This is a genomic window from Aliidongia dinghuensis (assembly GCF_014643535.1).
Classification (GTDB): domain Bacteria; phylum Pseudomonadota; class Alphaproteobacteria; order ATCC43930; family CGMCC-115725; genus Aliidongia; species Aliidongia dinghuensis.
Map to the genome: position 1 here is coordinate 33,797 of NZ_BMJQ01000025.1, position 20,064 is coordinate 53,860.

The 20,064-nt window shown below is 66.8% G+C and carries 17 protein-coding genes; 8 read left to right on the forward strand and 9 right to left on the reverse strand.

All coding sequences use genetic code 11. The features are described 5' to 3' along the window. Positions 1 to 8: 8 nt before the first annotated feature. The 3 genes from IEY58_RS31195 to IEY58_RS31205 all read left to right on the forward strand — a co-directional run bounded on the left by IEY58_RS31195 (position 9) and on the right by IEY58_RS31205 (position 4,899). On the forward strand, positions 9 to 1,901 hold the full coding sequence (locus IEY58_RS31195; RefSeq protein ID WP_229744095.1) for a GMC family oxidoreductase: 1,893 nt from the start codon (positions 9 to 11) through the stop codon (positions 1,899 to 1,901). Between the two features lie 191 nt (positions 1,902 to 2,092). Then, positions 2,093 to 3,388 carry a glycosyltransferase gene (locus tag IEY58_RS31200; RefSeq protein WP_189052093.1) on the forward strand — a complete coding sequence of 432 codons (1,296 nt, stop codon included), beginning with the start codon at positions 2,093 to 2,095 and terminating at the stop codon, positions 3,386 to 3,388. Beyond that, positions 3,385 to 4,899: an oligosaccharide flippase family protein gene (locus tag IEY58_RS31205; RefSeq protein ID WP_189052094.1), complete on the forward strand. Its 1,515-nt coding sequence runs from the start codon at positions 3,385 to 3,387 to the stop codon at positions 4,897 to 4,899. The genes IEY58_RS31200 and IEY58_RS31205 overlap by 4 nt, the downstream gene beginning before the upstream one ends. 85 nt (positions 4,900 to 4,984) lie before the next feature. On the opposite strand, the gene IEY58_RS31210 is transcribed toward IEY58_RS31205, so the two are convergent. From IEY58_RS31210 to IEY58_RS31220, 3 genes are all read right to left on the reverse strand, one after another. Further along, the gene (locus IEY58_RS31210) at positions 4,985 to 5,974 is read right to left on the reverse strand and encodes a radical SAM protein (RefSeq protein ID WP_189052095.1); all 990 of its coding nucleotides are present in this window, start codon (positions 5,972 to 5,974) and stop codon (positions 4,985 to 4,987) included. Positions 5,975 to 6,056: 82 nt separating this feature from the next. Continuing rightward, a complete protein-coding gene (locus tag IEY58_RS31215; protein ID WP_189052096.1) occupies positions 6,057 to 6,824 on the reverse strand; it encodes a PIG-L family deacetylase in 768 nt (255 codons plus the stop codon). 4 nt (positions 6,825 to 6,828) lie between these two features. After that, a complete protein-coding gene (locus IEY58_RS31220; protein WP_189052097.1) occupies positions 6,829 to 7,965 on the reverse strand; it encodes a glycosyltransferase in 1,137 nt (378 codons plus the stop codon). A gap of 235 nt (positions 7,966 to 8,200) precedes the next feature. On the opposite strand from IEY58_RS31220, the gene IEY58_RS31225 reads away from it, so the two are divergent. Continuing rightward, positions 8,201 to 8,719, forward strand: coding sequence for a DUF2141 domain-containing protein (locus IEY58_RS31225; protein WP_189052098.1), 519 nt, complete (start codon positions 8,201 to 8,203; stop codon positions 8,717 to 8,719). A gap of 29 nt (positions 8,720 to 8,748) precedes the next feature. On the opposite strand, the gene spt is transcribed toward IEY58_RS31225, so the two are convergent. Together spt and IEY58_RS31235 are read right to left on the reverse strand one after the other, a co-directional pair. Next, the gene (gene spt / locus IEY58_RS31230; RefSeq protein WP_189052099.1) at positions 8,749 to 9,972 is read right to left on the reverse strand and encodes a serine palmitoyltransferase; all 1,224 of its coding nucleotides are present in this window, start codon (positions 9,970 to 9,972) and stop codon (positions 8,749 to 8,751) included. Between the two features lie 3 nt (positions 9,973 to 9,975). Next, positions 9,976 to 10,227 (reverse strand): acyl carrier protein, encoded by a 252-nt coding sequence (locus tag IEY58_RS31235; protein ID WP_189052100.1) that lies wholly within the window; start codon positions 10,225 to 10,227, stop codon positions 9,976 to 9,978. A 552-nt stretch (positions 10,228 to 10,779) separates the two neighbouring features. Here IEY58_RS31235 and lptF point away from each other — a divergent pair. Both lptF and lptG read left to right on the forward strand, forming a co-directional pair. Continuing rightward, positions 10,780 to 11,868: an LPS export ABC transporter permease LptF gene (gene lptF / locus IEY58_RS31240; protein ID WP_189052101.1), complete on the forward strand. Its 1,089-nt coding sequence runs from the start codon at positions 10,780 to 10,782 to the stop codon at positions 11,866 to 11,868. Then, positions 11,868 to 13,007, forward strand: coding sequence for an LPS export ABC transporter permease LptG (gene lptG, locus IEY58_RS31245; RefSeq protein ID WP_189052102.1), 1,140 nt, complete (start codon positions 11,868 to 11,870; stop codon positions 13,005 to 13,007). The genes lptF and lptG overlap by 1 nt, the downstream gene beginning before the upstream one ends. A 41-nt stretch (positions 13,008 to 13,048) precedes the next feature. Here the strand turns inward: lptG and IEY58_RS31250 are convergent, their stop codons facing one another. From IEY58_RS31250 to IEY58_RS31265, 4 genes are all read right to left on the reverse strand, one after another. Further along, positions 13,049 to 13,945, reverse strand: coding sequence for a CDP-alcohol phosphatidyltransferase family protein (locus IEY58_RS31250; protein WP_229744096.1), 897 nt, complete (start codon positions 13,943 to 13,945; stop codon positions 13,049 to 13,051). Positions 13,946 to 13,957: 12 nt separating this feature from the next. Continuing rightward, the gene (locus tag IEY58_RS31255; RefSeq protein WP_189052103.1) at positions 13,958 to 14,674 is read right to left on the reverse strand and encodes a phosphocholine cytidylyltransferase family protein; all 717 of its coding nucleotides are present in this window, start codon (positions 14,672 to 14,674) and stop codon (positions 13,958 to 13,960) included. Beyond that, positions 14,671 to 15,798, reverse strand: coding sequence for an inositol-3-phosphate synthase (locus IEY58_RS31260; RefSeq protein WP_189052104.1), 1,128 nt, complete (start codon positions 15,796 to 15,798; stop codon positions 14,671 to 14,673). The genes IEY58_RS31255 and IEY58_RS31260 overlap by 4 nt, the downstream gene beginning before the upstream one ends. 405 nt (positions 15,799 to 16,203) lie before the next feature. Then, the gene (locus IEY58_RS31265; RefSeq protein ID WP_189052105.1) at positions 16,204 to 17,172 is read right to left on the reverse strand and encodes a glycosyltransferase; all 969 of its coding nucleotides are present in this window, start codon (positions 17,170 to 17,172) and stop codon (positions 16,204 to 16,206) included. Between the two features lie 173 nt (positions 17,173 to 17,345). Between IEY58_RS31265 and IEY58_RS31270 the strand changes: the two genes are divergently transcribed. Further along, positions 17,346 to 19,094, forward strand: coding sequence for a fatty acyl-AMP ligase (locus IEY58_RS31270; protein WP_189052106.1), 1,749 nt, complete (start codon positions 17,346 to 17,348; stop codon positions 19,092 to 19,094). Beyond that, positions 19,091 to 20,044, forward strand: a complete 954-nt coding sequence (locus tag IEY58_RS31275) for an NAD-dependent epimerase/dehydratase family protein (RefSeq protein ID WP_189052107.1) — start codon at positions 19,091 to 19,093, stop codon at positions 20,042 to 20,044. The genes IEY58_RS31270 and IEY58_RS31275 overlap by 4 nt, the downstream gene beginning before the upstream one ends. Positions 20,045 to 20,064: the final 20 nt, after the last annotated feature.

The window sequence follows — 20,064 nt, forward strand, 5'->3', positions numbered from 1 at the left end:
GCCGCGCCGTGGCCGCAGGGGAAAGCTTCGACTATGTCGTCGTCGGCGCCGGCGCCGGCGGCTGCGTGGTGGCGGCGCGCCTGGCCGAGGCGGGAAAGCGGGTGCTCGTCCTCGACGCTGGCGACGATCCGCTGGAGCCGAAGGACGAAGCACTGTCGGCTCGGCCGCTGCCATCCGACTACGCGGTGCCGGCCTTTCACGCCTTCGCCTCGGAAAACCCCGGCCTGCGCTGGGATTTCTGGGTGCGCCACTACGCGTCGCCGGGGCAGCAGAAGAAGGATTGGCGCTATCGCCAGACCTCGGACGGCGAAAAGGTTGATGGCGTACTCTATCCGCGGGCGAGCGGTCTCGGCGGCTGCACCGGCCATAACGCAATGATCATCGTGCGGCCCAACAATGCCGACTGGAACCATATCTGGCAGGTGACCGGAGACGCCACGTGGCAGGCGTCGAACATGCAGAAATACTTCCACCGGATCGAGCGCTGCCGCTACCGGCTGTTCCTGTTCCGCTGGCTCGACCGGCTGTTCGGCTGGAATCCGACCGGACACGGCTGGGACGGCTGGCTCACCACCGAGCGGGCGCTGCCGTTGCGCGCCGTGCTCGATTGGCGCCTGCGCCGGACATTGTGGAGGGCGCTGCTCGCCGCCGGCAGCCTGCTGCCGGATGTGGTGAAGGATTGGGGCTGGTTCGCGAGCAGCGGCGGCGACCCGAACGACCAGCGGCGCGTCGATGCCGAGGCGTCGATGGTGTGCGTGACGCCGATGTCCTCCGCCAGCCACGCCCGCACCGGTCCGCGCGAGTTTCTGCTCGCCATGCAGAAAAAGTTCCCCGACCGGCTGACGATCCGCCTCAACGCGCTCGTCACCCGCATCGACATCGATCCGGCGACCAACGCCGCAGCGGGCGTTTTCTACCGGGAGGGGACCCGGCTCTACCGGGCTTCGGCTAGACCGCATGGTCAACCGGGCGACGAGCGGTACGTCCGTGCCGACCGCGAGGTCATCCTGGCGGGCGGCACCTTCAACAGCCCGCAGCTGCTGATGCTGTCCGGCATCGGCGACCCGGCGCATCTGGCCGAGCACGGCATCGCCCCGGTGAAGGAGCTCGCGGGGGTCGGACGCAACCTCCAGGACCGCTACGAGATCGGCGTCGTCAACCGCATCGCGCCGCCCTGGCAGGCGCTCAGCGGCTCGACATACAGCGCCGGCGATCGCCCGTATCGCAAATGGCACCGGTGGCGAGCCGGCCCCTACACCAGCAACGGCCTGATGTTCTCCGCAATGTTCCCGTCGCGGACCGATCGGGAGCAGCCCGACGTGTTCTGCTTCTTCCTGCTCGCCGATTTCCGCGGCTACTATCCGGGATATTCGGAGCGCATCAAGAAGCTCAACTATCTCACCTGGACCGTCCTCAAGGCCTATAGCCAGAACACCGCCGGCACCGTCCGGCTGCGGTCCGGCGACGCCTTCGATCGGCCGCAGATCGACTTCCACTATTTCCACGAGGGCAATGGCTCTGCCGACACCGATCTCGACGCGATCGTCACCGGGATCAAGTTCGGACGCCGGGTCGTCGACGCGATCGGCGACCTGATCGTCGAGGAGGAAACGCCCGGGCGTCATCTCTACACCGACGATCAGCTGAAGCGGCATATCGAGGACAACGCCTGGGGGCATCACGCTTGCGGCACCTGCGCGATGAAGCCCGAGGACGAGGGCGGCGTCGTCGACAGCAAGTTCCGCGTCCACGGCGTCGGCAATTTGCGCATCGTCGATGCCTCGATCTTCCCCCGCATCCCCGGCTATTTCATCGTGACTTCCGTTTACATGATCGCCGAGAAGGCCGCCGACGTGATCTTGGGCGACGGCAGCGTATCGGCCACGCCCGGCCGGCCGTAGAGCCGAGCTTCGGCCCTGCCATCCCGCCCCCCTTCTTGTCCGGGATGACGGACAGATCAGGGTCGACCGTCAAACGGCAGTTTTCGGTTCTGTTGCCCCCAGGATCCGCCTATGACTGTTCCGCGGCAGCCGCTCGCGGCGCGCCCCAATCTGTCTCCACTGCTGCGGCCTGTCCTTTCCAGCGATCATCCATGAAGATCCTGTTCGCCTTCGAGAACCCTCTGCCGAGCGCCGAGGCGGATGCTGAAGTCTTCGTGACGACCGCGCGATACCTTGCGCCGCTCACGACCGGGGCGTGGCTGCATATTCCTTTGGCCGACAACGCCGATCGGGACACGATCGAAAGGCTGGCCGGCATGCCCATCGTGCGCGCCCATGCGCCGCTTCGGCCGGCCGCACTGCGGCATTTCCTCTGTGGCCTGACCCTGGTGTTCCGGCGGGAATTTCGGCAGGCGGACCTCGTCTATACGCGCAACCTGTGGGTCGCCTGGCTGGCGATCCTGTTCGGCCAGCGTGTCGCCTTCGATCATTACCGCCCGTGGCCGGACCAGATCCCGCCGCTCCAGCTCTGGCTCTATCGCCTGATCTGCCATCCGCGCTTCCTGATCCACATCTGCCACTCGGACTACACCCGGCAGAAGTATCTCGACCTCGGCATTCCGGCGGAAAAGCTCCAGTGCATCCATAACGGCTTCGAGCCGCAGCGCCTGCACGCGCCGGTGCCGATCGAGCTCGCGAAGGCGCACATCGGCGTCGCCGCTGACCGGAAGACGGTCGTCTATACCGGGCGCGTCAACCACAAGAAGGGGCTTCATCTGGTGATCGAGGCGGCAAAGCGATTGCCCGATCTCCAGTTCATCCTGGTCGGGTCGTACGGCGAGGGCCCGATCGAGGCGATGGCGCGCGGCGTGCCCAACGTCCGGGTCGTACCCTTCCAGCCGGCCGAAGCGCTGGCACAGTATGTCTTCGCTGCGGACGTGCTGCTGATACCGCCGTCCTGGCAGCCGCTCGCCGAGTTCGGTTCGACAGTGCTGCCGCTCAAGCTGTTCTTCTATCTCGCGTCCGGCCGTCCCATCCTGGCCGGCCAGACGCCGGACGTGCAGGAAGTCCTGGAGCATGGGCGGAACGCCTTCCTCTGTCCGCCCGATCGGGTGGAGGCACTCGTCGATGGGCTCAGGGAACTGACCGGCAGCTCGACCCTCGGCGCCCGTCTCGTCGCCGCGGCGGCGGCCGACAGCCGCGGCTTCACCTGGGAGGCGCGCGCCCACAAGATCGCCGCCGTGCTGGCACAGCGGCTTGCGGCGGCACCGGTCCGGCACGGCGCCTGGGGCCCGGGCCAGTTCCGCGCCTGGCGCGAGAAGTCGCGGCGCTGGCTCGTTCACCTGCTCCGGACGCGATCCTGGGTCCTGCCGCCCGCGTCCGTCCTGCCCGAGCCCCTCTTGCCCGAGCCCGTCCTGCCCGCCGACCATACCGCTTCCGCGGAATGAGCGCCGAGCCGCATCGCGACGGCACCGACGCCGCGCCCACGCCGGATACGCCCACGCCGGATACGCACGCACCGGATGCGCTCGCCAGCCATCGGCGGCATCTCGGCCGGGGCTTCAACTGGCTGGGCGGCGCCACGATCATTGCCAAGGTCATCGACTTCTCGACGATCGTGGCGGTCCTGCTGTTCCTGACCAAGGAGCAGGTTGGCATCGCCTCGCTCGTCGTCTCGATCGCGATGATCGTCGAAGCCTTCGACGGTCTCGGCACCAGCGAGGCCCTGGTGCAGGCGAAGACGCTCACGCGGCGGCAGCTCGACACGCTGTTCTGGTTCGTCGTCGGCGCGGCCACCCTGGTCGCGGGTGTCACGCTCATGGCCGCTCCCGCGATCGAGGCGGCCTACGGCGTCGCCGGCATGGCTGGCTATTTCGTCGCGGCGGCGGTGAAGCAGCCGCTGGTAGGGGCGGCGCTCATCCCTCTGGCGCTCATGAATCGCGACCTGCAGTTCGAGCGCATCGCGATCGTCAATGTGGCTGCGACCCTGGCCGCCGCCCTGACGCGCCTCGGACTGGCCATGGCCGGCGCCGGCGCCTGGGCGGTCGTCGCCGGCTATGCGGCGAGCGGCCTCTACATCCTGATCGGCGCCATGGCGGCGCGACCGTTCTGGCCGCGGCTCCGGTTCGCCCTGCCGGAGATCTTGCCGCTCGTCCGCTTCGGCATCCGCGCCGCCGCGTCGAACATCGCCGAACAGATTTTCAAGAACGTCGACTACCTGCTGATTGGCTGGTTCTACGGCGCGGCGCCGCTCGCGATCTACCGCGTCGGGTTCGACATCACCATGGAGCCGGCGATGGCGGTCGGTACCCTGGTGAACCGCACGGCCCTGCCCGTCTTCGCCCGAGTCGCCGCGAGCAAGGATGCGCTGGCGCAGTCGCTGCTCTGGTCGCTGCGCCGGCTGGTAAGCCTGGTAGCCCCGCTGATGGCGGGCCTGATGCTGGCCGCGACGCCGCTCACGGCCCTCATCCGCGACCAGCACGGCAACAGCTATGCGGCCGCCGCCCTGCCGCTCCAGGTGCTGGCGGCGGCAGGGCTGCTGCGCGTGACCTCGCAGTTGCTGACGCCGGTGCTGATGGCGGCGGGGCGCCCGGGCCTGGCCGCGCGCTTGTCGGTCGCGACCCTGCTGCTGCTGACCTTCGGCATTGCGGTCGCCGGCTTCTGCTTTCCGGCCGCGACCGGTATCGTCGCCGTCTCGGCAGTCTGGCTCGGCATCTATCCGCTGCTCATCGCCTGGGGTGTCGTTTACCTGCGGCGGCATTGGGGCGTGCGCGTCACCGACCTGGCGCGGGCATTCGCCGCACCGCTCGTCAGCACCGGCGTCATGGTCCTGTTGGCGGTCGCGGCACAGCGGCTCGTCGGCAGCGACGATCCCAGGCTGCAGCTGGGCCTCGTCATCGCCGCCATGGCGCTCACGTATGGTGGCTTGTTCCGCTACGCCCGGCTCCGTCCAGCCTGACTCAGTCCAGCCTGACTCCGGCCCGCCTGATTTGGCCCGCCTGATTTGGCTCACCTGATTCCAGCGGACCAGGCCGGTTGCGCGGCTATTCGGCCGCGACCGGCTGCGGCGCCTTCTGCGCCCCGCGGTAGCGGTCGAACATGCTCATCTGATGCACGCAGCTCAGCGTGCAGGTCGGGCTGCAAGACTTCTCGGTGTGATACTCGCGGCGAATATCCTCGCGAGTGTACTCGAGCAGCGGAATGCCCGGATAGCCGCGCTGCTGCGAGCACCAGTGCACGGTGCCGTCCTCGGTGACATAGAGGTAGCGCGCCCCGGCGCGGCATTTCCAGTCATTGGGCTTGCCGTTCATCAGGTTCTTCTGGAACAGCCAGTAGTTCAGGCTGTGCACGATCGACGGCGAGATCTTGGTGACCGTCTCGTAGGCCTGCATCTGGATCGCGCTCAGCGGCTTCAGCAAGCCAGTGTGATCGTGCAGCACGCCGACCGAATGCTGCAGGCCGTATTTCGCCGCGGTTTCGGCCACCGTCACCACGTCCTGCGTCCGCTCGCCGCTGACGCCCAGGACCGAGTTGACGTTGACCTTGAACTTGGCGTGCTTTGCGAGGAGCTCGAGCTTGCCCTCGACCGACCGCAGGCTCTTCATCGAGATCTCGTCGGGCACGAGATTGTCGATGCTGATCTGCATGCCCTGGAGGCCGGCGGCGTTGAGCCGGTCGATCCAGTCGCGGGTCAGGCGGAAGCCGTTGGTTATCATGGTCACGATCATGCCGTGGGCGCGCGCCGCGCGGACGGCCTGGTCGAGCTCGGGATGCAGCAGCGGCTCGCCGCCGGTGAAGGTGATCGAGGCGGTCTTGAGCTTGGCCAGATGATCGACCCGGGCGATCAGATCCTTGAGCGGCACCGGCGGCGAATGATCGTCGTACTCGTTGCAATAGCCGCACGCGAGATTGCAGCGGCGCGTCACCACGACCTGGGCCAGAAGCGGCGTGTAGCGCGTGCCCATGGCCTTGGCCAGGAACCGCAGACCGGAACCGAGGCCGCTCAGTCGCTCGGATAAGGAATTGTCGCTCATCAATGTCACAGACCTATCTTCCAGCCGCTTGATGTAGTGGCTCGCGCCGCCGTCGCAAGAAAATTTCGTGTTCGCGCGGCACTTAGTCGAGACGCCTGCTGACCCTACGCCAGGGCGCCCACCATTGCAGCCCGGCCACGTCGAGCAGCCGTTCTCCTGACAGCTCATAGCGCGCATCGTCGTTTCCGGCCGGCGCCTGGGCGTAAAGCATCTCCTCCGCGGGCCAGCGATGGAACAGCGACCAGGTCCACGCGCCATGGCGCCGATACACGCGGGAGAACCGATGTGCGGTCGTCCGATCAGGGGCGATCGGGCGGCGCGCCGTCCAGCACGGCTGCCGGGCCACCTCGCGCGCCAGCGGCCAGCTCCTGGCGCCGACATAGTTGGAGAACCAGGTCGTGAAACCCAGTTCGGCCTGCAGAGCCACGACTGCACGGTGGACCTGGATATGCTCGGTATGGCCGTATTCGCCCCAGGGATTGTGGGTGTAGACGTCGCCGCAGCCGGCGAGCACCGGGCGCAACCGGTCGACCAGCATCAGGAAGTTGGCCTCATAGCGAGCCCGGGCCGCGTCGTCGGTTACTTCGATGCCGGAGGGCGTGAGCCGCGGACGGGTCCAGTCGGCCGAGAACCGGGCGCCACTCTCCGGGATCTGGAGATCGACCAGGCCAGGCAGCGGCAAGGCCGCAACCGCTTGGCGCCGGGCCGCGGCGAGCTTCGGCCGTTCGAACGGATCGCCGAAGCAGAACACGACCTGCCCGGCCGACGAGACGAGTCCGCTCAGCCACAGGATCTCGTCATCGGGATGGGCGACCACGATTGCGGATGCTCCCGCCACCGAAGCGCGCACGCCGCTATCCACGGCTCGAAAGGACGACGTCATAGAGGTCCTCGAGTGTTTCGGTCTGGCGACGGATATCGAATCGCCGTTCGACATGGGCGCGCGCCGCGGCACCCATGCCGAGGCGCAGGGCGCGATCGTCGAGCAGGTCTGCCATGCGGCCGGCCAGCGCCGCGGCATCGCGTTCCGGCGCCAAGAAGCCGGTTTCGCCATCGACGATGCCTTCCGGGATGCCGCCGATGCGCGATCCGACGGCCGGCACGCCGGTCGCCGCCGCCTCGAGCAATACCATGCCCAGGCCCTCGACCCGGCCGGTGCGCGTGCGGACGCTCGGCAGCGCCAGCATCGCAGCCCTGCGCATCCAGGCCAGCACCTGCGCGTGCGGCAACGCCCCCAGGAACCGGACTCGTTCGCCCACGCCCAAGGCTCCGGCCAGCGTCTCGAGCGAGCGCCTGAGCGGGCCGTCACCGATGATGACGAGCCGGGCGTTCGCATGCCGCGCCGGCAACGCTGCGAGCGCACGGACCAGATATTGCGCCCCCTTGACCTCGACCAGGCGGGCGACATGCAGGATCGTCGGCGTTTCCTCGTCCGGCGCCCGCGGCCGGATCGCCTCGCAATCGACGCCGATATAGTGGACGTGCGTTCGCGCCGCGGGAAAGCCCATGGCGAGCACGCGCTCGCGGACGAACGACGACGCGCACAGGAACAGGTCGCCCGACCGGGCGAGCCGGTGCCGGAACAGCGGGTAGTTCGCCCAGGCCGGCGACGCGAGCAAGGCAGCGGTCGACAGCGTCGCATCGAAGCCGTGGAAGGTCGTGACCAGCGGCACCTTCAGCCGCTGGGCGAGTGGCAGGGCATAGACGCCCTCGATGCCGAAATGGGCATGGATGAGCGAAGGGCGGCGGTCGCCGAGGAGACGCTGATAAGGTCCCGGGTTGCGGGTCAGCATCTGCCACGCGATGCGCGGCAAGGGCCACCCGGGACCAAGGTCCTCGAGTGCCAGCGACGCGGCCCCGGCGGGCGGTGCGCCGTACCTGAGCCGCCCGAGATAGAGCGGCTTGTGCCGGCGCAGCTGCTGCGCCTGCTGCGTGATGAACGGCTCCGATATTCTGAACAGGTTATGGCGGAATACGGCAATCTCGCGCACAGGTACCTTCCGGGTGCCGCCTCCACACGGGAGAACGCGCATTACCGTCTCATTCGGGGTGCCGGCGCATCGGCGCGCAGGCGAAGCTCGGTGAACCGTAAAAGCCCGGCCGGTCACGGGCAAGCCGCCACTTGCAGCCGCGGCGAGGGAAACGGTAGATAGCGCCCCAGTTGATATCGCTCGTCTGATCCCACGCCGAACGTGGTGCAGCGGCAGCGGGGACGGACACGTGGAAATGATCATCCGGAACGGTGCTGGAACGGCACGCAGCCTCCTTCGGCCCAACCCCCTTAGGCACTGGGCGCTGATTGCCGTCCTTGCGTTGCTGGGACATGCAGCCCGGGCGGACTCGCCGCCGGCGTGCGACTCGGCCGATTCGCACCAGGTCCGGCTCCAGATCAGCGTCAGCGGCATGCATTCCGCGGCGGGCAACATCACCATCACGATCTATCCGGACGACGCCGCACATTTTCTCGACGGCAAGTTCAAGCTGGCCAGGCAGTCGGTGCCGGTGACATTGCCGGTCACCCACGCCTGCTTCGCCTTTGCCGAGCCCGGCTATTACGCCGTGGCGCTGTTCCACGACGAAAACAACAGCGGCCACTTCGAGACGACAATGCTGGGCCTGCCGGCCGACGGCTTCGGCTTTTCCAACAACCCGACGCTCTATCTGGGCCCGCCCGACCTCGGCAAAGCCAGGTTCGAGGCGCGTTCGGGCGACAATCCGATCGCGATCCAGATGAAATATTACTGAGCCCACGGGATCGGGGGCGGCAGCGGGGGTCAGCCAGCCGCCCGCACCTCCGCGCGCGCCGGTGCGATCAGCCCCATGGCCCGGCCCACCTCGGCGAACAGCGACAAGGCGTGGTCGATCTGGTCGGGCGTGTGCGCGGCACCGACGCTCGAGCGCAGCAGTGCCAAGCCCTTGGGCGTCGCCGGCGGCAGGCTCACGTTGGTATAGAGGCCCGCGTCCAGCAGGCGCGACCAAAAGGCGAAGGCGGTCTCAGGGTCCGGCATGATTGCGGAGACGACCGGGTTCGGCTCGGGCCCGAGATTGAAGCCCAGGTCGGCCAGCCCGTAATAGAACTGCCGGGCATTGTCCATCAGCCGCTCGCGCAGGATCGGGCGTGTGCGCAATTGATGGAGCGCCTCGAGCGCCGCCGCGATCACGCTCGGCGGCAAGGATGCCGTGAACATATAGGGCCGGCTGACGACGCGCAGGATGTCGAAGCCTTCCATGTCGCCGACACAGAAGCCGCCGACGCCGCCCAGGCTCTTGGAGAAGGTCCCGACGATGAAGTCGACGTCGGCCTCGACCGCCTCCGCCTCGGCAAGGCCGCGGCCGGTTTGGCCGAGCACACCCAGCGAATGGGCTTCGTCGACCACCAGATAGGCGCCCCATTCGCGCTTCACCGCAGCGAACTCGCGCAGCGGCGCCGCGTCGCCCAGCATCGAATAGATGCCCTCGACGACGACGATCTTGTCGCCGGGCGTATCGCCCAGGCGACGCAGACGGTTCGCGAGATCGTCCGGGTCATTGTGGCGGAAGCGCGTCACCTGGGCGTGCCCGAGGCGCGATCCATCGTAGATGCTGGCGTGGCAGTCCGCGTCGAGCAGCAAATGGTCGTTCTTGCCGGCGAGTGCCGAAAGCACGCCGACGTTCGCCTGGTAGCCGGTCGAAAACACCATCGCGTGCTTGCGGCCGTAGAAGTCGGCGAGCGCGCGCTCGAGCCGCTTATGGCCGTCGTAGCTGCCGTTCGCGATGCGCGAGCCCGTGGTGCCGGTGCCGAACATCTCCGTCGCCTCGACCGCCCGCGCGATCACCGCGGGATCATAGGTCAGGCCCAGATAGTTGTTCGTTCCAAGCAGCAGGATCTCGCGATCGCCGATTCTCGCCTCGGTCGGCGAGAGCACTCGGTCAAAAGCGACGTTGAAGGGATTGGACTTGGCGCTCTCGAGCCGGTCGTAGGCGGCCCTCAGCGGCGCGAACTTGTGAAAAAGCGACATCGATCAGGCATTGGCCTTCAGGCCGCGCACGGCGAACACAAGATCGCCCAGCGTTTCGATCTCGGCGATCTTGTCGAGCGGCACGGAGATATCGAGTCGGTCTTCGATTTCCATCACGAAATCCATCACCGCGACAGAATCGAGCCCCAGATCGTTGACGATATTCGTCTGATCGGAGAGTTCGACGAGCTTATGCAGCGACGAGCGCAATGTGTCGAATATGATCTGCCGAATATCACCGACCGATGTGTCCATGTGCTCTTCCGTCGGCTCTACGTTTATCACTGCGTGCTCGCGCGAACGGCTTCCGTCTTGCACGTGCCATGGTTTATAAGGGGCTGACATGGGCTTGTCACAAACTTTATGCTGCGTTGCCAATCATAGCGGCCTGACCGGCCGCTTCATGAATGTTTCACAGCGCTCCAAATGGGGGCTTTCTTCGCGCGATCCAGAGGGCAGCCGCTGAATACCTCAGAAACCTCCCGAACGGCTGAATTTTGTAGCATCCGCGATGCCGGCATCGCGAATCGCGCGCGCTGCGCCCTTGTGGTGGAAATAGCAGTCCCCAAAATCCCGATTGCGGCGTAGGCTCCGCAAGCTTCGAATGAACGACCACACGAACCACATGCGAGCCGCCGGCTCACATCCGAGCCGGACCATGTCGCTGGCCAAGCACGCGCGCGTTTCCGACCCCTGCCGCGGGCGGGGCTGCGCGGCTCAGCCGAGCAGGCGTCGGTCCGGCGGCCCGATGTTCACCGGCGGCTCGGCGCTGTGGCCCACTTCTGCATCGGCAGGCGGCGTGCACCTTTGATCATCCATCGTTATCTGATCAGCGAAATCGTCAAGCCGCTGGCCGCCATCCTCGGCATCCTCGCCGCGCTGTTCGCCAGCTATAGCGCGGCAGGTTTCCTGTCGGACGCGGTCAACGGGCTGCTGCCGATCGACATCCTCGCGGAGATGATCGCGCTGAAGGCGCTCATCTCGCTCGAGGTGCTGATCCCGGTCTCGCTGTTCATCGCCGTGGTGCTGGCGTTCGGCAAGCTGAACGGCGACTCCGAGTTCATCGCGATGTTCGCGTTGCAGGTGACGCCCGGCCGGGTGATGCGTTCGGTGCTCATGCTGTCGGGCGGGCTCGCCGTACTTGTGGCCGGGCTGTCGCTGGTCGCGCGGCCCTGGGCCTACGAGGCGCTGCATGAACTCTCCAGGCTGGCCGAACTGACGCTCGACGTCGATGCCATGCAGGCCGGCACCTTCTACGTCGGCCAGAACGGCAGTCGCGTGATCTTCCTCATGCACCGCGACGGACCGGCGTCGCCCGCTCGCGACGTGTTTGTGAAGCGCTGGCATGACGGCTATGCCGAGATCATCCACGCGAAGCTCGGTTATCAGCTGGCGCCGGCCAAGTCGAGCGGCGACCCGCAGATCTTGCTGAGCGACGCCCACATCTATGAACTTGGCACCGAAGAGCGGCAGACCGACCGGACGATGACGGCGTCGAGCATCATCGTGGACCCGAATCGGCATGACCCGGCGCCGCCCGAGTACAGCTCCGTCGCCGCCAGCAGCCGGGACCTCGCGGCATCCGCCGAGCCAAGGGACATCGCCGAGCTGCAGTGGCGGTTCTCGACGCCGCTCTCGACGCTGCTCCTCGCCATGCTGGGGATCCCGCTCAGCCGGGTGAAGCCGCGGCAAAGCAAGTACGAGAAATTCGGCACGGCGATCCTGCTCTATTCTGGCTACTACCTCATCTGCACCTCGGCCAGGACTTGGGTCCAGCACGGTGTCGTGCCCGCGTTCCCCGGCATCTGGTGGGCGCCAGGGATGCTGGCGCTGGTCCTGCTCGCCCTAACCTTCGCGCCCGGCATGGGGCTGCGGCTCCGACGCCGATGGGCGTGATGCTGGACATATCCAAGCGGGAGATATCGAGGCTGGCTGCACGGCTCGAGCCGGTGTGGTCGGCCCTGGCGACGCCGCTCGATCGCTATATCGCGACGGCCGCCTTCAGGGCTTTCATCCTTGTGGCAGGCGCCTTGACCGCCTTGTTCAGTCTGCTCGAATTCGTCGAGCAGCTCGCCTCCGTCGGCGAAGGCCGCTACAGCCTGCTCGACGCGTTCATCTACGTGCTGCTCACCGCCCCGTCCCGGGTGCTGCAGGTGACGCCGGTTTCGATGCTGATCGGCTGCCTGCTGGCATTGGGCGCGTTTGGCCGGAACTCGGAGCTCACGGCTCTGCGCAGCGTCGGCATCTCCGAAAGCCGCATCATCGGGTCGGTACTCAAGCTGGCCGTGCCGATCATCCTGGTGCTGTTCCTGATCGCGGAATTCGTGGTGCCGCCGGCGCAGGAACTCGCACAGACCCAGCGTGCGGCCGCTCTCTCGACGTCGACGACCGACCGCGACTACAGCAGCTTCTGGGCCCAGGGTGAGCATCAATATCTGAACGTGCAGCGGTTCCGCGGCTCCGAGGGAGCCGAGGACATCGACATCTATGCCTTCGCGGACGACGGGAGCCTGACCAGCTTCGTCCATGCCGACCAGGCCGATATCCATCCGGACGGCACCTGGCTGCTCGTCGGCGTGCTGCGAAAGACCATCGACGGCTCGGATTTCCAGACGGAGCGCCTGGCATCGCTGCCATGGCGCTCATTCGTATCGTCCGCACAGATCCAGCTATTGACGCTGCCGCCCGAAGCCATGCCGCCCGTGGCGCTCTTCCGCTATGTCCGCGACCTGGCGCGGAACCATCAGCAGGGATTGCGCTACGAGCAGGAACTCTGGCGCAAGATCAGCATCCCGCTGTCGATGATCGCGATGATCATGGCTTCGGCGCCGTTCGTCTTTGCGCCGCCGCGCGGCCAGAGCATTGGCCAGCAGATCACCATCGGTGCGATCGTCGGCATCGTGTTCTCGCTCTTCCAGCAGATCGCCGGCCACCTCGATCTGCTGCTCGACCTCAATCCGGCCGCAGCGGCACTGGTGCCGTCACTGCTGCTGATGGGCCTGTCCGTCTATCTGTTCCGCCGGGCGCATCGATAGCCCGATCGATCGCCCGGGGGGGATAGCGTCACGGGCCGCGGCTAGGGCCGGTCGAGCTCCGCGAAGAACCGTGCGTAGCCGGCCCGCCGCTGAGCCAAGAGCACGAGCAGGATCGCGTTGAAGCCGACGATCTCGAACCAGAAGTAATACTGGGGTGCCCCCGCGAGCGCGAAGAGGAAGATCCCGAGGGTGCGATAGTTGGCCGACATCACCGCCCATCGGCGCACCAGCGGCGCGAAGGTTTCACGGTAGCGCTGGCGGATGGCGTCGCTCCGTTCCGGCTCGGCGTCAAACGCCGTCGACAGTCTTTGGTAAAATGCAACAGTGACGCCGGCCGCGAGGAATTGCAGCCGCACGTAGGCGCGGTGCAGCAGATCGGCCAGGCGCTGCCCCGGCGTGAGGGCACGCGGCGCGTGCGGTGCCGCCGTCAGCCCGACGAACTCTGCGGACTTCCGGCCCAGGCCCCAGAAATTATATTCCTGGCGCAGCACCTCGTAGACCGCTGACTGGAGCGCATGGCAAAGGCCGGCTGCGACAGCGAGCAGCCAGACAGCACCGCCGAAGTGCCGTTCGAGGCTGCTTGCGAGCCCCGAATAGACCGCGATGAACGTGACGTAGTCGCAGATGCCGTCCAGCACCTTGCCGGAAGGCGACTGCGTTTTCGTCAACCGCGCGAGCTGCCCGTCGGCACCGTCCATGACGTGCCACGCGATCATCAGCACGAAGCCCGCGATCACGCACCAGGCGTTTTCGTAATGGCGATAGGCGACACCCGCGAGCCCGCCGAACGCCATGCCGGCGATCGAGACGGTGTTCGGATGAATGCCCAACGCCGCGAAGCGCGGGGTGAGCCAGCTCGCGATCGGATGAATGAAATAGAGGTTGGAGACCTCTTCGATCTCCAATGTCCGGCGAACCGGCTCCGCGGTCTCCATCATGCTGCGTCGCCGTCAGACCCGTCCCGCGTGCAGCAGCGACTCGGCCTTGCCGAACGCGACCGGATCGTCGACGTCGATCCAGAGCCGGTCGCCGATGTCGAAGACTCGCGCCTTCTGCCACCGCGCCAGCACGTTCATGGCGCCCGAGATGCTGTCGTCCCCGCTCGCCTGGCTTTCCTCGAGTGCTGCGAACATGACCGGCGTGCAGAGGAACACGCCCGTGTCGAACGCATTGAAGTCGCGGATCACCTTGCCGATGTGTTCGATCCGGCCGTTCGTGCACTTGACGCGCGTGACGTCCTCCGGGTCGTGCAGCGGATTGCCGATGTTGAAATCGACCGCAAGCGTGACCGTATCGGACTCGAGCGGTGCCGCGGTGAGGCGCCGGAAAATTTCCGGATCGACCAGATGGTCGCACATGGTGAGGACGAACGGCTCGCCCAGCACCGCCTTCGCCTTGTGCACCGACACGCCGTTCGCCCGGTTCCATTCGTCGTTGACGACATGGGTCACGCGGACCTTCTCGCGTTCAGCGAAGGCATCGAGCGCCCGCCGCAGCTCCTCGCCACGGTAGCCGCTGACGACGACGAACTCGTCGATCCCGGCCTCGAGCACGCGCGACATCACGCGCTCGATCAGCGGGATCCCCTTGATCGGGATCAGCGGCTTGAGCTCGCCCTTCTCCCTCAGCCGGGCACCCTGCCCGGCTGCGACGATCAGGCATTTCATCGGACGGCGAGTTTGACGGTGCTGGTGCGGATGAAGCTCTCGGTCATCTGATAGGCGTCGTCATCCGTGTACTGGACCGCCGGATGCTTGCAGAAATAGGCGCTCGGCCCCTCGAGCACGCCGCCGATGCCGTTCTCGAGCGCCAGCTTGCAGCAGCGGATCATGTCGATGACCACACCCGCGGAATTGGGCGAGTCCTCGACCGACAACCGCAGCTCCAGGTCCATCGGCACGTCGCCGAACAGATGGCCCTCCATCCGGATGAAGCAGAGCTTGTTGTCGTTCTGCCATGGCACGTAGTCGCTCGGGCCGACGTGAATGTTCTCGTCCTCGATGCGCTTCTTGGCGACCGCCTGGACCGCCTCGGTCTTGGACGTCTTCTTCGACGCCAGCCGCTGCTGGTTCTTCATGTTGAGGAAGTCGGTGTTGCCGCCGGTGTTGAGCTGATACGTCCGGAGCAGCTTCACGCCGCGCTTGGCGAACAGATCGGTCAGCACCCGGTGCGTGATCGTAGCGCCCAGCTGCGACTTGATGTCGTCGCCGATGATCGGCAGGTTGCGCGCCTTGAACCGATCGGCGAACGCCTTGTCGCTGGCGATGAAGACCGGCATGTTGTTGACGAAGGCGACGCCGGCCTCGAGCGCGCATTCCGCATAGAAGCGGGCTGCCTTCTCCGACCCGACGGGCATGTAGTTCAGCAGGACCTCGGCGCCGCTGCGCTTCAGCTCCGCAACGATCTCTTCCTTCGTGAGTTCCTGCGCATCGGAACGGACAAACGTCCGATCCTCGGCATAGTCGGCCATATGTTCGGAGATGCCGTCGAGCACCGGGCCCATCTTCACGACCACGCCCATCTCGGGAATGTCGGGTTGGAACACCTTGGTGCAGTTCGGCTTCGCGAAGATGGCGCGGCTGACGTCGGTGCCGACCTTGCGGGCGTCGACGTCGAAGGCGGCGACGACCGAGATGTCGCAGGGCAAATAGCCGCCGATCTCGCGATGCATCAGGCCGACGACGCCGTCACGGCAGCGCTCGGGCGTGTAATAGTAAATGCCTTGGATCAGGGCGCTTGCGCAGTTGCCAAGCCCCGCAATCGCGATGCGAATGCTGCCTTTTCTCAACATGATATATCCCGTGTAAGGCCGCCTCGCCCGGAAGCAATGGCGGTGCCGAAATTTTCCCGCGTTGGGTTTTGCTGACTGGTGCCAGGGTACGCGCGCCGGAACGTCGCGAGTTTTGGCGTCTGCCGTTCTCCTCACCGGCGGTCGCACCCGGAAGCCGCACTGGAGAAGATTCGCGCCCGAAGGCAATAGCGCCGCATGTGCTGGATGACCTGTCTGGTTCGAGAGCAATCGATGGGGCCGTTTCAGGTGAAAACAGTCATGTATCCGAGCCGGCCGCCGCTGCATCCATGGTCGTCGACTTTAACGGGGGTCGCAAAACGGTCACAATCATCCGTGGATGGTCCCCCGGCTGCAAGAGAGAAATCGGCGCCGTCGTTGCGGCGGCGCTTGCAACAGATAGGAGCGTCAGGCCGCTTCCGGTAGGCCCCGAATGCAGGAACAGACGAGCGCGCTGTATAACTGGCGCTCGCGATGGGCGCGCACATAGGCAGGATCGATCAGCGCAACGCGGGCCTTGGTGCGGACAGACGCGTACCAGTGCACCACCCGCGTCTCCGCCGAGAGGACGTCATGAAGCGGCACCCCCGGAGCGATCCTGAACCACAGTTCGGAGATTCTGGGCGGCAACGGATAAAACACTTTGGGCTCCTGGACGACCAGATCGCCTTGCTGATAGCGGTCGACCACCTCCTGGAGCAAGTCCGGGCCAAGCGAATAGGCTTGGGCGAGCCGGTCGGCCGGCACGGTCAGCATCGCGCGAAGATAGGCCTGGATGAGGGGCGCATTCGCCTCGGCGCCCATGACGGCATTGTTGACCCCGCGGAAATAGAGGTGCTCGACGCGCCGGAATGCCCTCCAGCCCTGCGGCATCCGGCGCAGCCCCTTGCGCAGCACGTCGAGGGCCAGGTGGCGGGCCCAGACGATCGGCGAGCGCGAGGCCCTGACGGACTGCGGCCACACGATGAATTCCGAGCCGACGAACTGCGGCACCTCGAGCAAGGGGCGAAGCGAAGCCGTCGTGATCGTGTCCAGGTCGAGGTATATGCCGCCGTGCTGGTACAAGATGGCCGCGCGCAAGACGTCCGCGCGCATGACAGGGCTGTCGAGCCTGCGATAGAGGCCCGCCAGCGCGTCGCCGACGCCGAGCAGCCCGCCGACCGCCGCGAGGCACGCATATGGATCGATGCGGGCGAGCCGCACGCCGGGCGCCGTACTGAGCGCGCGCAATTCGGCACCGTCTTCAAGCACATCGGTATGGTGCAGGATGATTTCAGGCAGCCCGCTGCGCTCGGCGGCCGACAGCACGGCGAACACGTAGGCCCAGGGCAGCCGGGGGCCGATCCAGCAGAAATGCACACGCGCGGGGATAGTCATGGGCTGATTTGTCCAGAAGGCGCTTTTCCTCAGCGCGGTTCCACAGTTAATTCGGGGCCAAACGGGCGCGGCCAGCCATCGAACGGCCTCGCCCCTTCCCTCTTAGGGCAGCATTGCCATCTTTACCCTATTCTGGTAGCTGCACGAACGATGGGCTGGAGCAATTTCTCGACATGACAGAACCGACGGCTTCCCATCACCCCGAGCTGCCAACGCGCTATGCGGATTTCGGCAGCATCGCCGAAGCACTGGACTACGCAGCCAAGGGCCCGACGGGCCTCAATTTTTATTCGGGCAAAGGCACGCTGATCGAGGCGCTGCCCTATCGTGCTCTGCGCGAACAAGCGATCGATCTCGCCCGGCGGCTGCTCGGTGCAGGCCTCGAGCCAGGCGATCGAGTCGGCCTCGTCGCGGAAAGCGACGGGGATTTCGTGCGCGCGTTCTTCGCCTGCCAATACGCGGGTCTTGTGCCGGCGCCGCTGCCGCTGCCGGCCGCGTTCGGCGGCAAGGACGGCTACATCGCCCATCTGAAGCGCATGCTGCAGAGCGCGCGGGTGAGTGCCGCCTTTGGCCCGGCGATGCTTGAGGCTTGGCTCGAGGAAGTGGTTGCGGATCTCGACCTGAAGGCCGCGGGCACCCTCCGGGCGCTCGACGGCTCGCCCCCTGTCGCCGGCGAATTGCCGGCCCAGGATCCGGATGGCCTCAGCTACCTGCAATTCTCGTCGGGCAGCACGCGCTTTCCGCTCGGTGTCGCGGTTACGCAACGCGCCTTCATGGCCAACGCGCAAGGCATGGGCCGCGACGGCCTCGCTATCGGCGACGGCGACCGCGCCATCACCTGGCTGCCATTCTACCACGACATGGGCTTGGTGGGTTTCCTGCTGACGCCGATCGCCTGTCAGATGACGGTCGACGTGATCTCGACGCGCGACTTCGCCCGCCGCCCGCTCCTGTGGCTCAACCTTATCAGCCGCAACCGCGCGACCGTCTCCTACAGCCCGTCCTTCGGCTACGAACTGTGCGTGCGGCGGAGCGAAACCGCCTCGATCGACGGCATCGACCTGTCGAGCTGGCGCAGCGCCGGCATCGGCGGCGACATGATCCGTCCGAACGTGCTCACCCGCTTTGCCGAACGGTTTGGCCCGCACGGCTTCAAAGCCGGGGCCTTCGTGCCGAGCTATGGCATGGCCGAAGCGACGCTCGCCCTCAGCTTCATGCCGGCGGGCGAAGGGGCCCGGCACGACGTCATCGACAGCGCGATCCTGGAAGCCGAGCATCGTGCGGCGCCCGCGCGGGACACCCGGCGGCGCACGCGCACCTTCGTGCTGTGCGGCCGCATGCTGCCCGACCACGACATCGAGATCCGCGACGAAGCGGGCCGCCTGCTGCCGGACCGGCGGGTCGGGCGCATCTTCGTGCGCGGCCCGAGCCTGATGTCCGGCTATTTCGACGCCCCCGAAGAGACCGCCCGCGTGATGTCGGACGACGGCTGGCTCGACACCGGCGACCTCGGATATCTCGTCGATGGACAGATCGTCATCACCGGCCGGGCCAAGGATCTCATCATCGTCAATGGGCGCAACCTCTGGCCTCAAGACCTCGAGTGGGCCGTCGAGGCCGAGCTGGCACTGTTGCGCAGCGGCGACGTCGCCGTGTTCTCGGTCGACGGCGAGACCGACGAGGAAGTCGTGGCGCTTGTCCAGTGCCGCAGCTCGGAACCGGCGATGCGAGACGCGTTGGCGACCGAGGTCGCCAACGTGCTGCGCGGCCGCCATGGGCTCGACTCGAAAATCGTCCTCGTGCCGCCGCACAGCCTGCCCCAGACCTCGTCGGGCAAGCTCAGCCGCAGCCGGGCCCGCACGATGTATCTCGCCGGCGAATTTTCCCGTGTGGCTGTACCGGCAGACGCCGGCGCCGAATGAGCGGCGATCGCATCGTCGCCGTCACCGGTGCCACGGGATTTCTCGGCCGGCATCTGGTGATGGCGCTCGGATGCGAAGGGGCACGGGTACGCATCCTCGCCCGGCGCGATCCGGCCCCTGAGCTCTGGGCCGGTGTTGCGCCTGAAGTCGTCATGGGCAACCTCGACGACCCGCACGCGCTCGATCGGCTCGTCGCGAGGGCCGACGCGGTTGTGCATGCCGCCGGCCTCATCAAGGCGCGGGATCGCGACGCCTTCCTCAAGACCAACCGCGACGGGACGCGAGCCGTCGCCATCGCGGCACGGCGCGGTGCGCCCGACGCCCGCTTCGTTGCGGTCTCCTCGCTTGCGGCGCGCGAGCCGCAGCTCTCCGATTACGCCGCCAGCAAGCATGCCGGCGAAGAGGCCGCGTGTGCCGCCTATGCCGATGCACCGGGCCGCCTGGTCATCGTCCGGCCGCCTGCGATCTACGGCCCCGGAGATCGCGAGACCCTGGCGATCTTCCAGGCCGCATCCCGCGCGGTGGCACCCGTCTTCGGGTCCGGCCGTGCCGCCGTCGTGCATGTCAGCGACGCCGCGGGCGCGATCGCGCGACTGGCACTTGGCGTCGGCGACGCCGGCTGCTATGCGCTCGCCGATCCCAATCCCGCCGGGTACGCGCTCGGGGATCTGCTAAGGGAAGCCGCCCGGGCAGTCGGCAGCAACCCCCGCCTAGTTCTCATCCCGGACGGCCTCCTGCTCACTGCCGGCCAGATCTCGGCCTGGTGGGGACGCCTTGGCGGCCGCGCGCCGATCTTCACGACCGGCAAGGCACGCGAGATGCTGCACCCGGACTGGTCGGTCCCGGCCGGCGAGGCGCTGCCCGCCGCGGTCTATCGCTCGAAGATCGGCATTGCCGAAGGATTTCGCGAAACCGTGGCCTGGTACCGGGCAGCCGGGTGGCTGCCGTAACGGCGCGGCGGGACCGACGC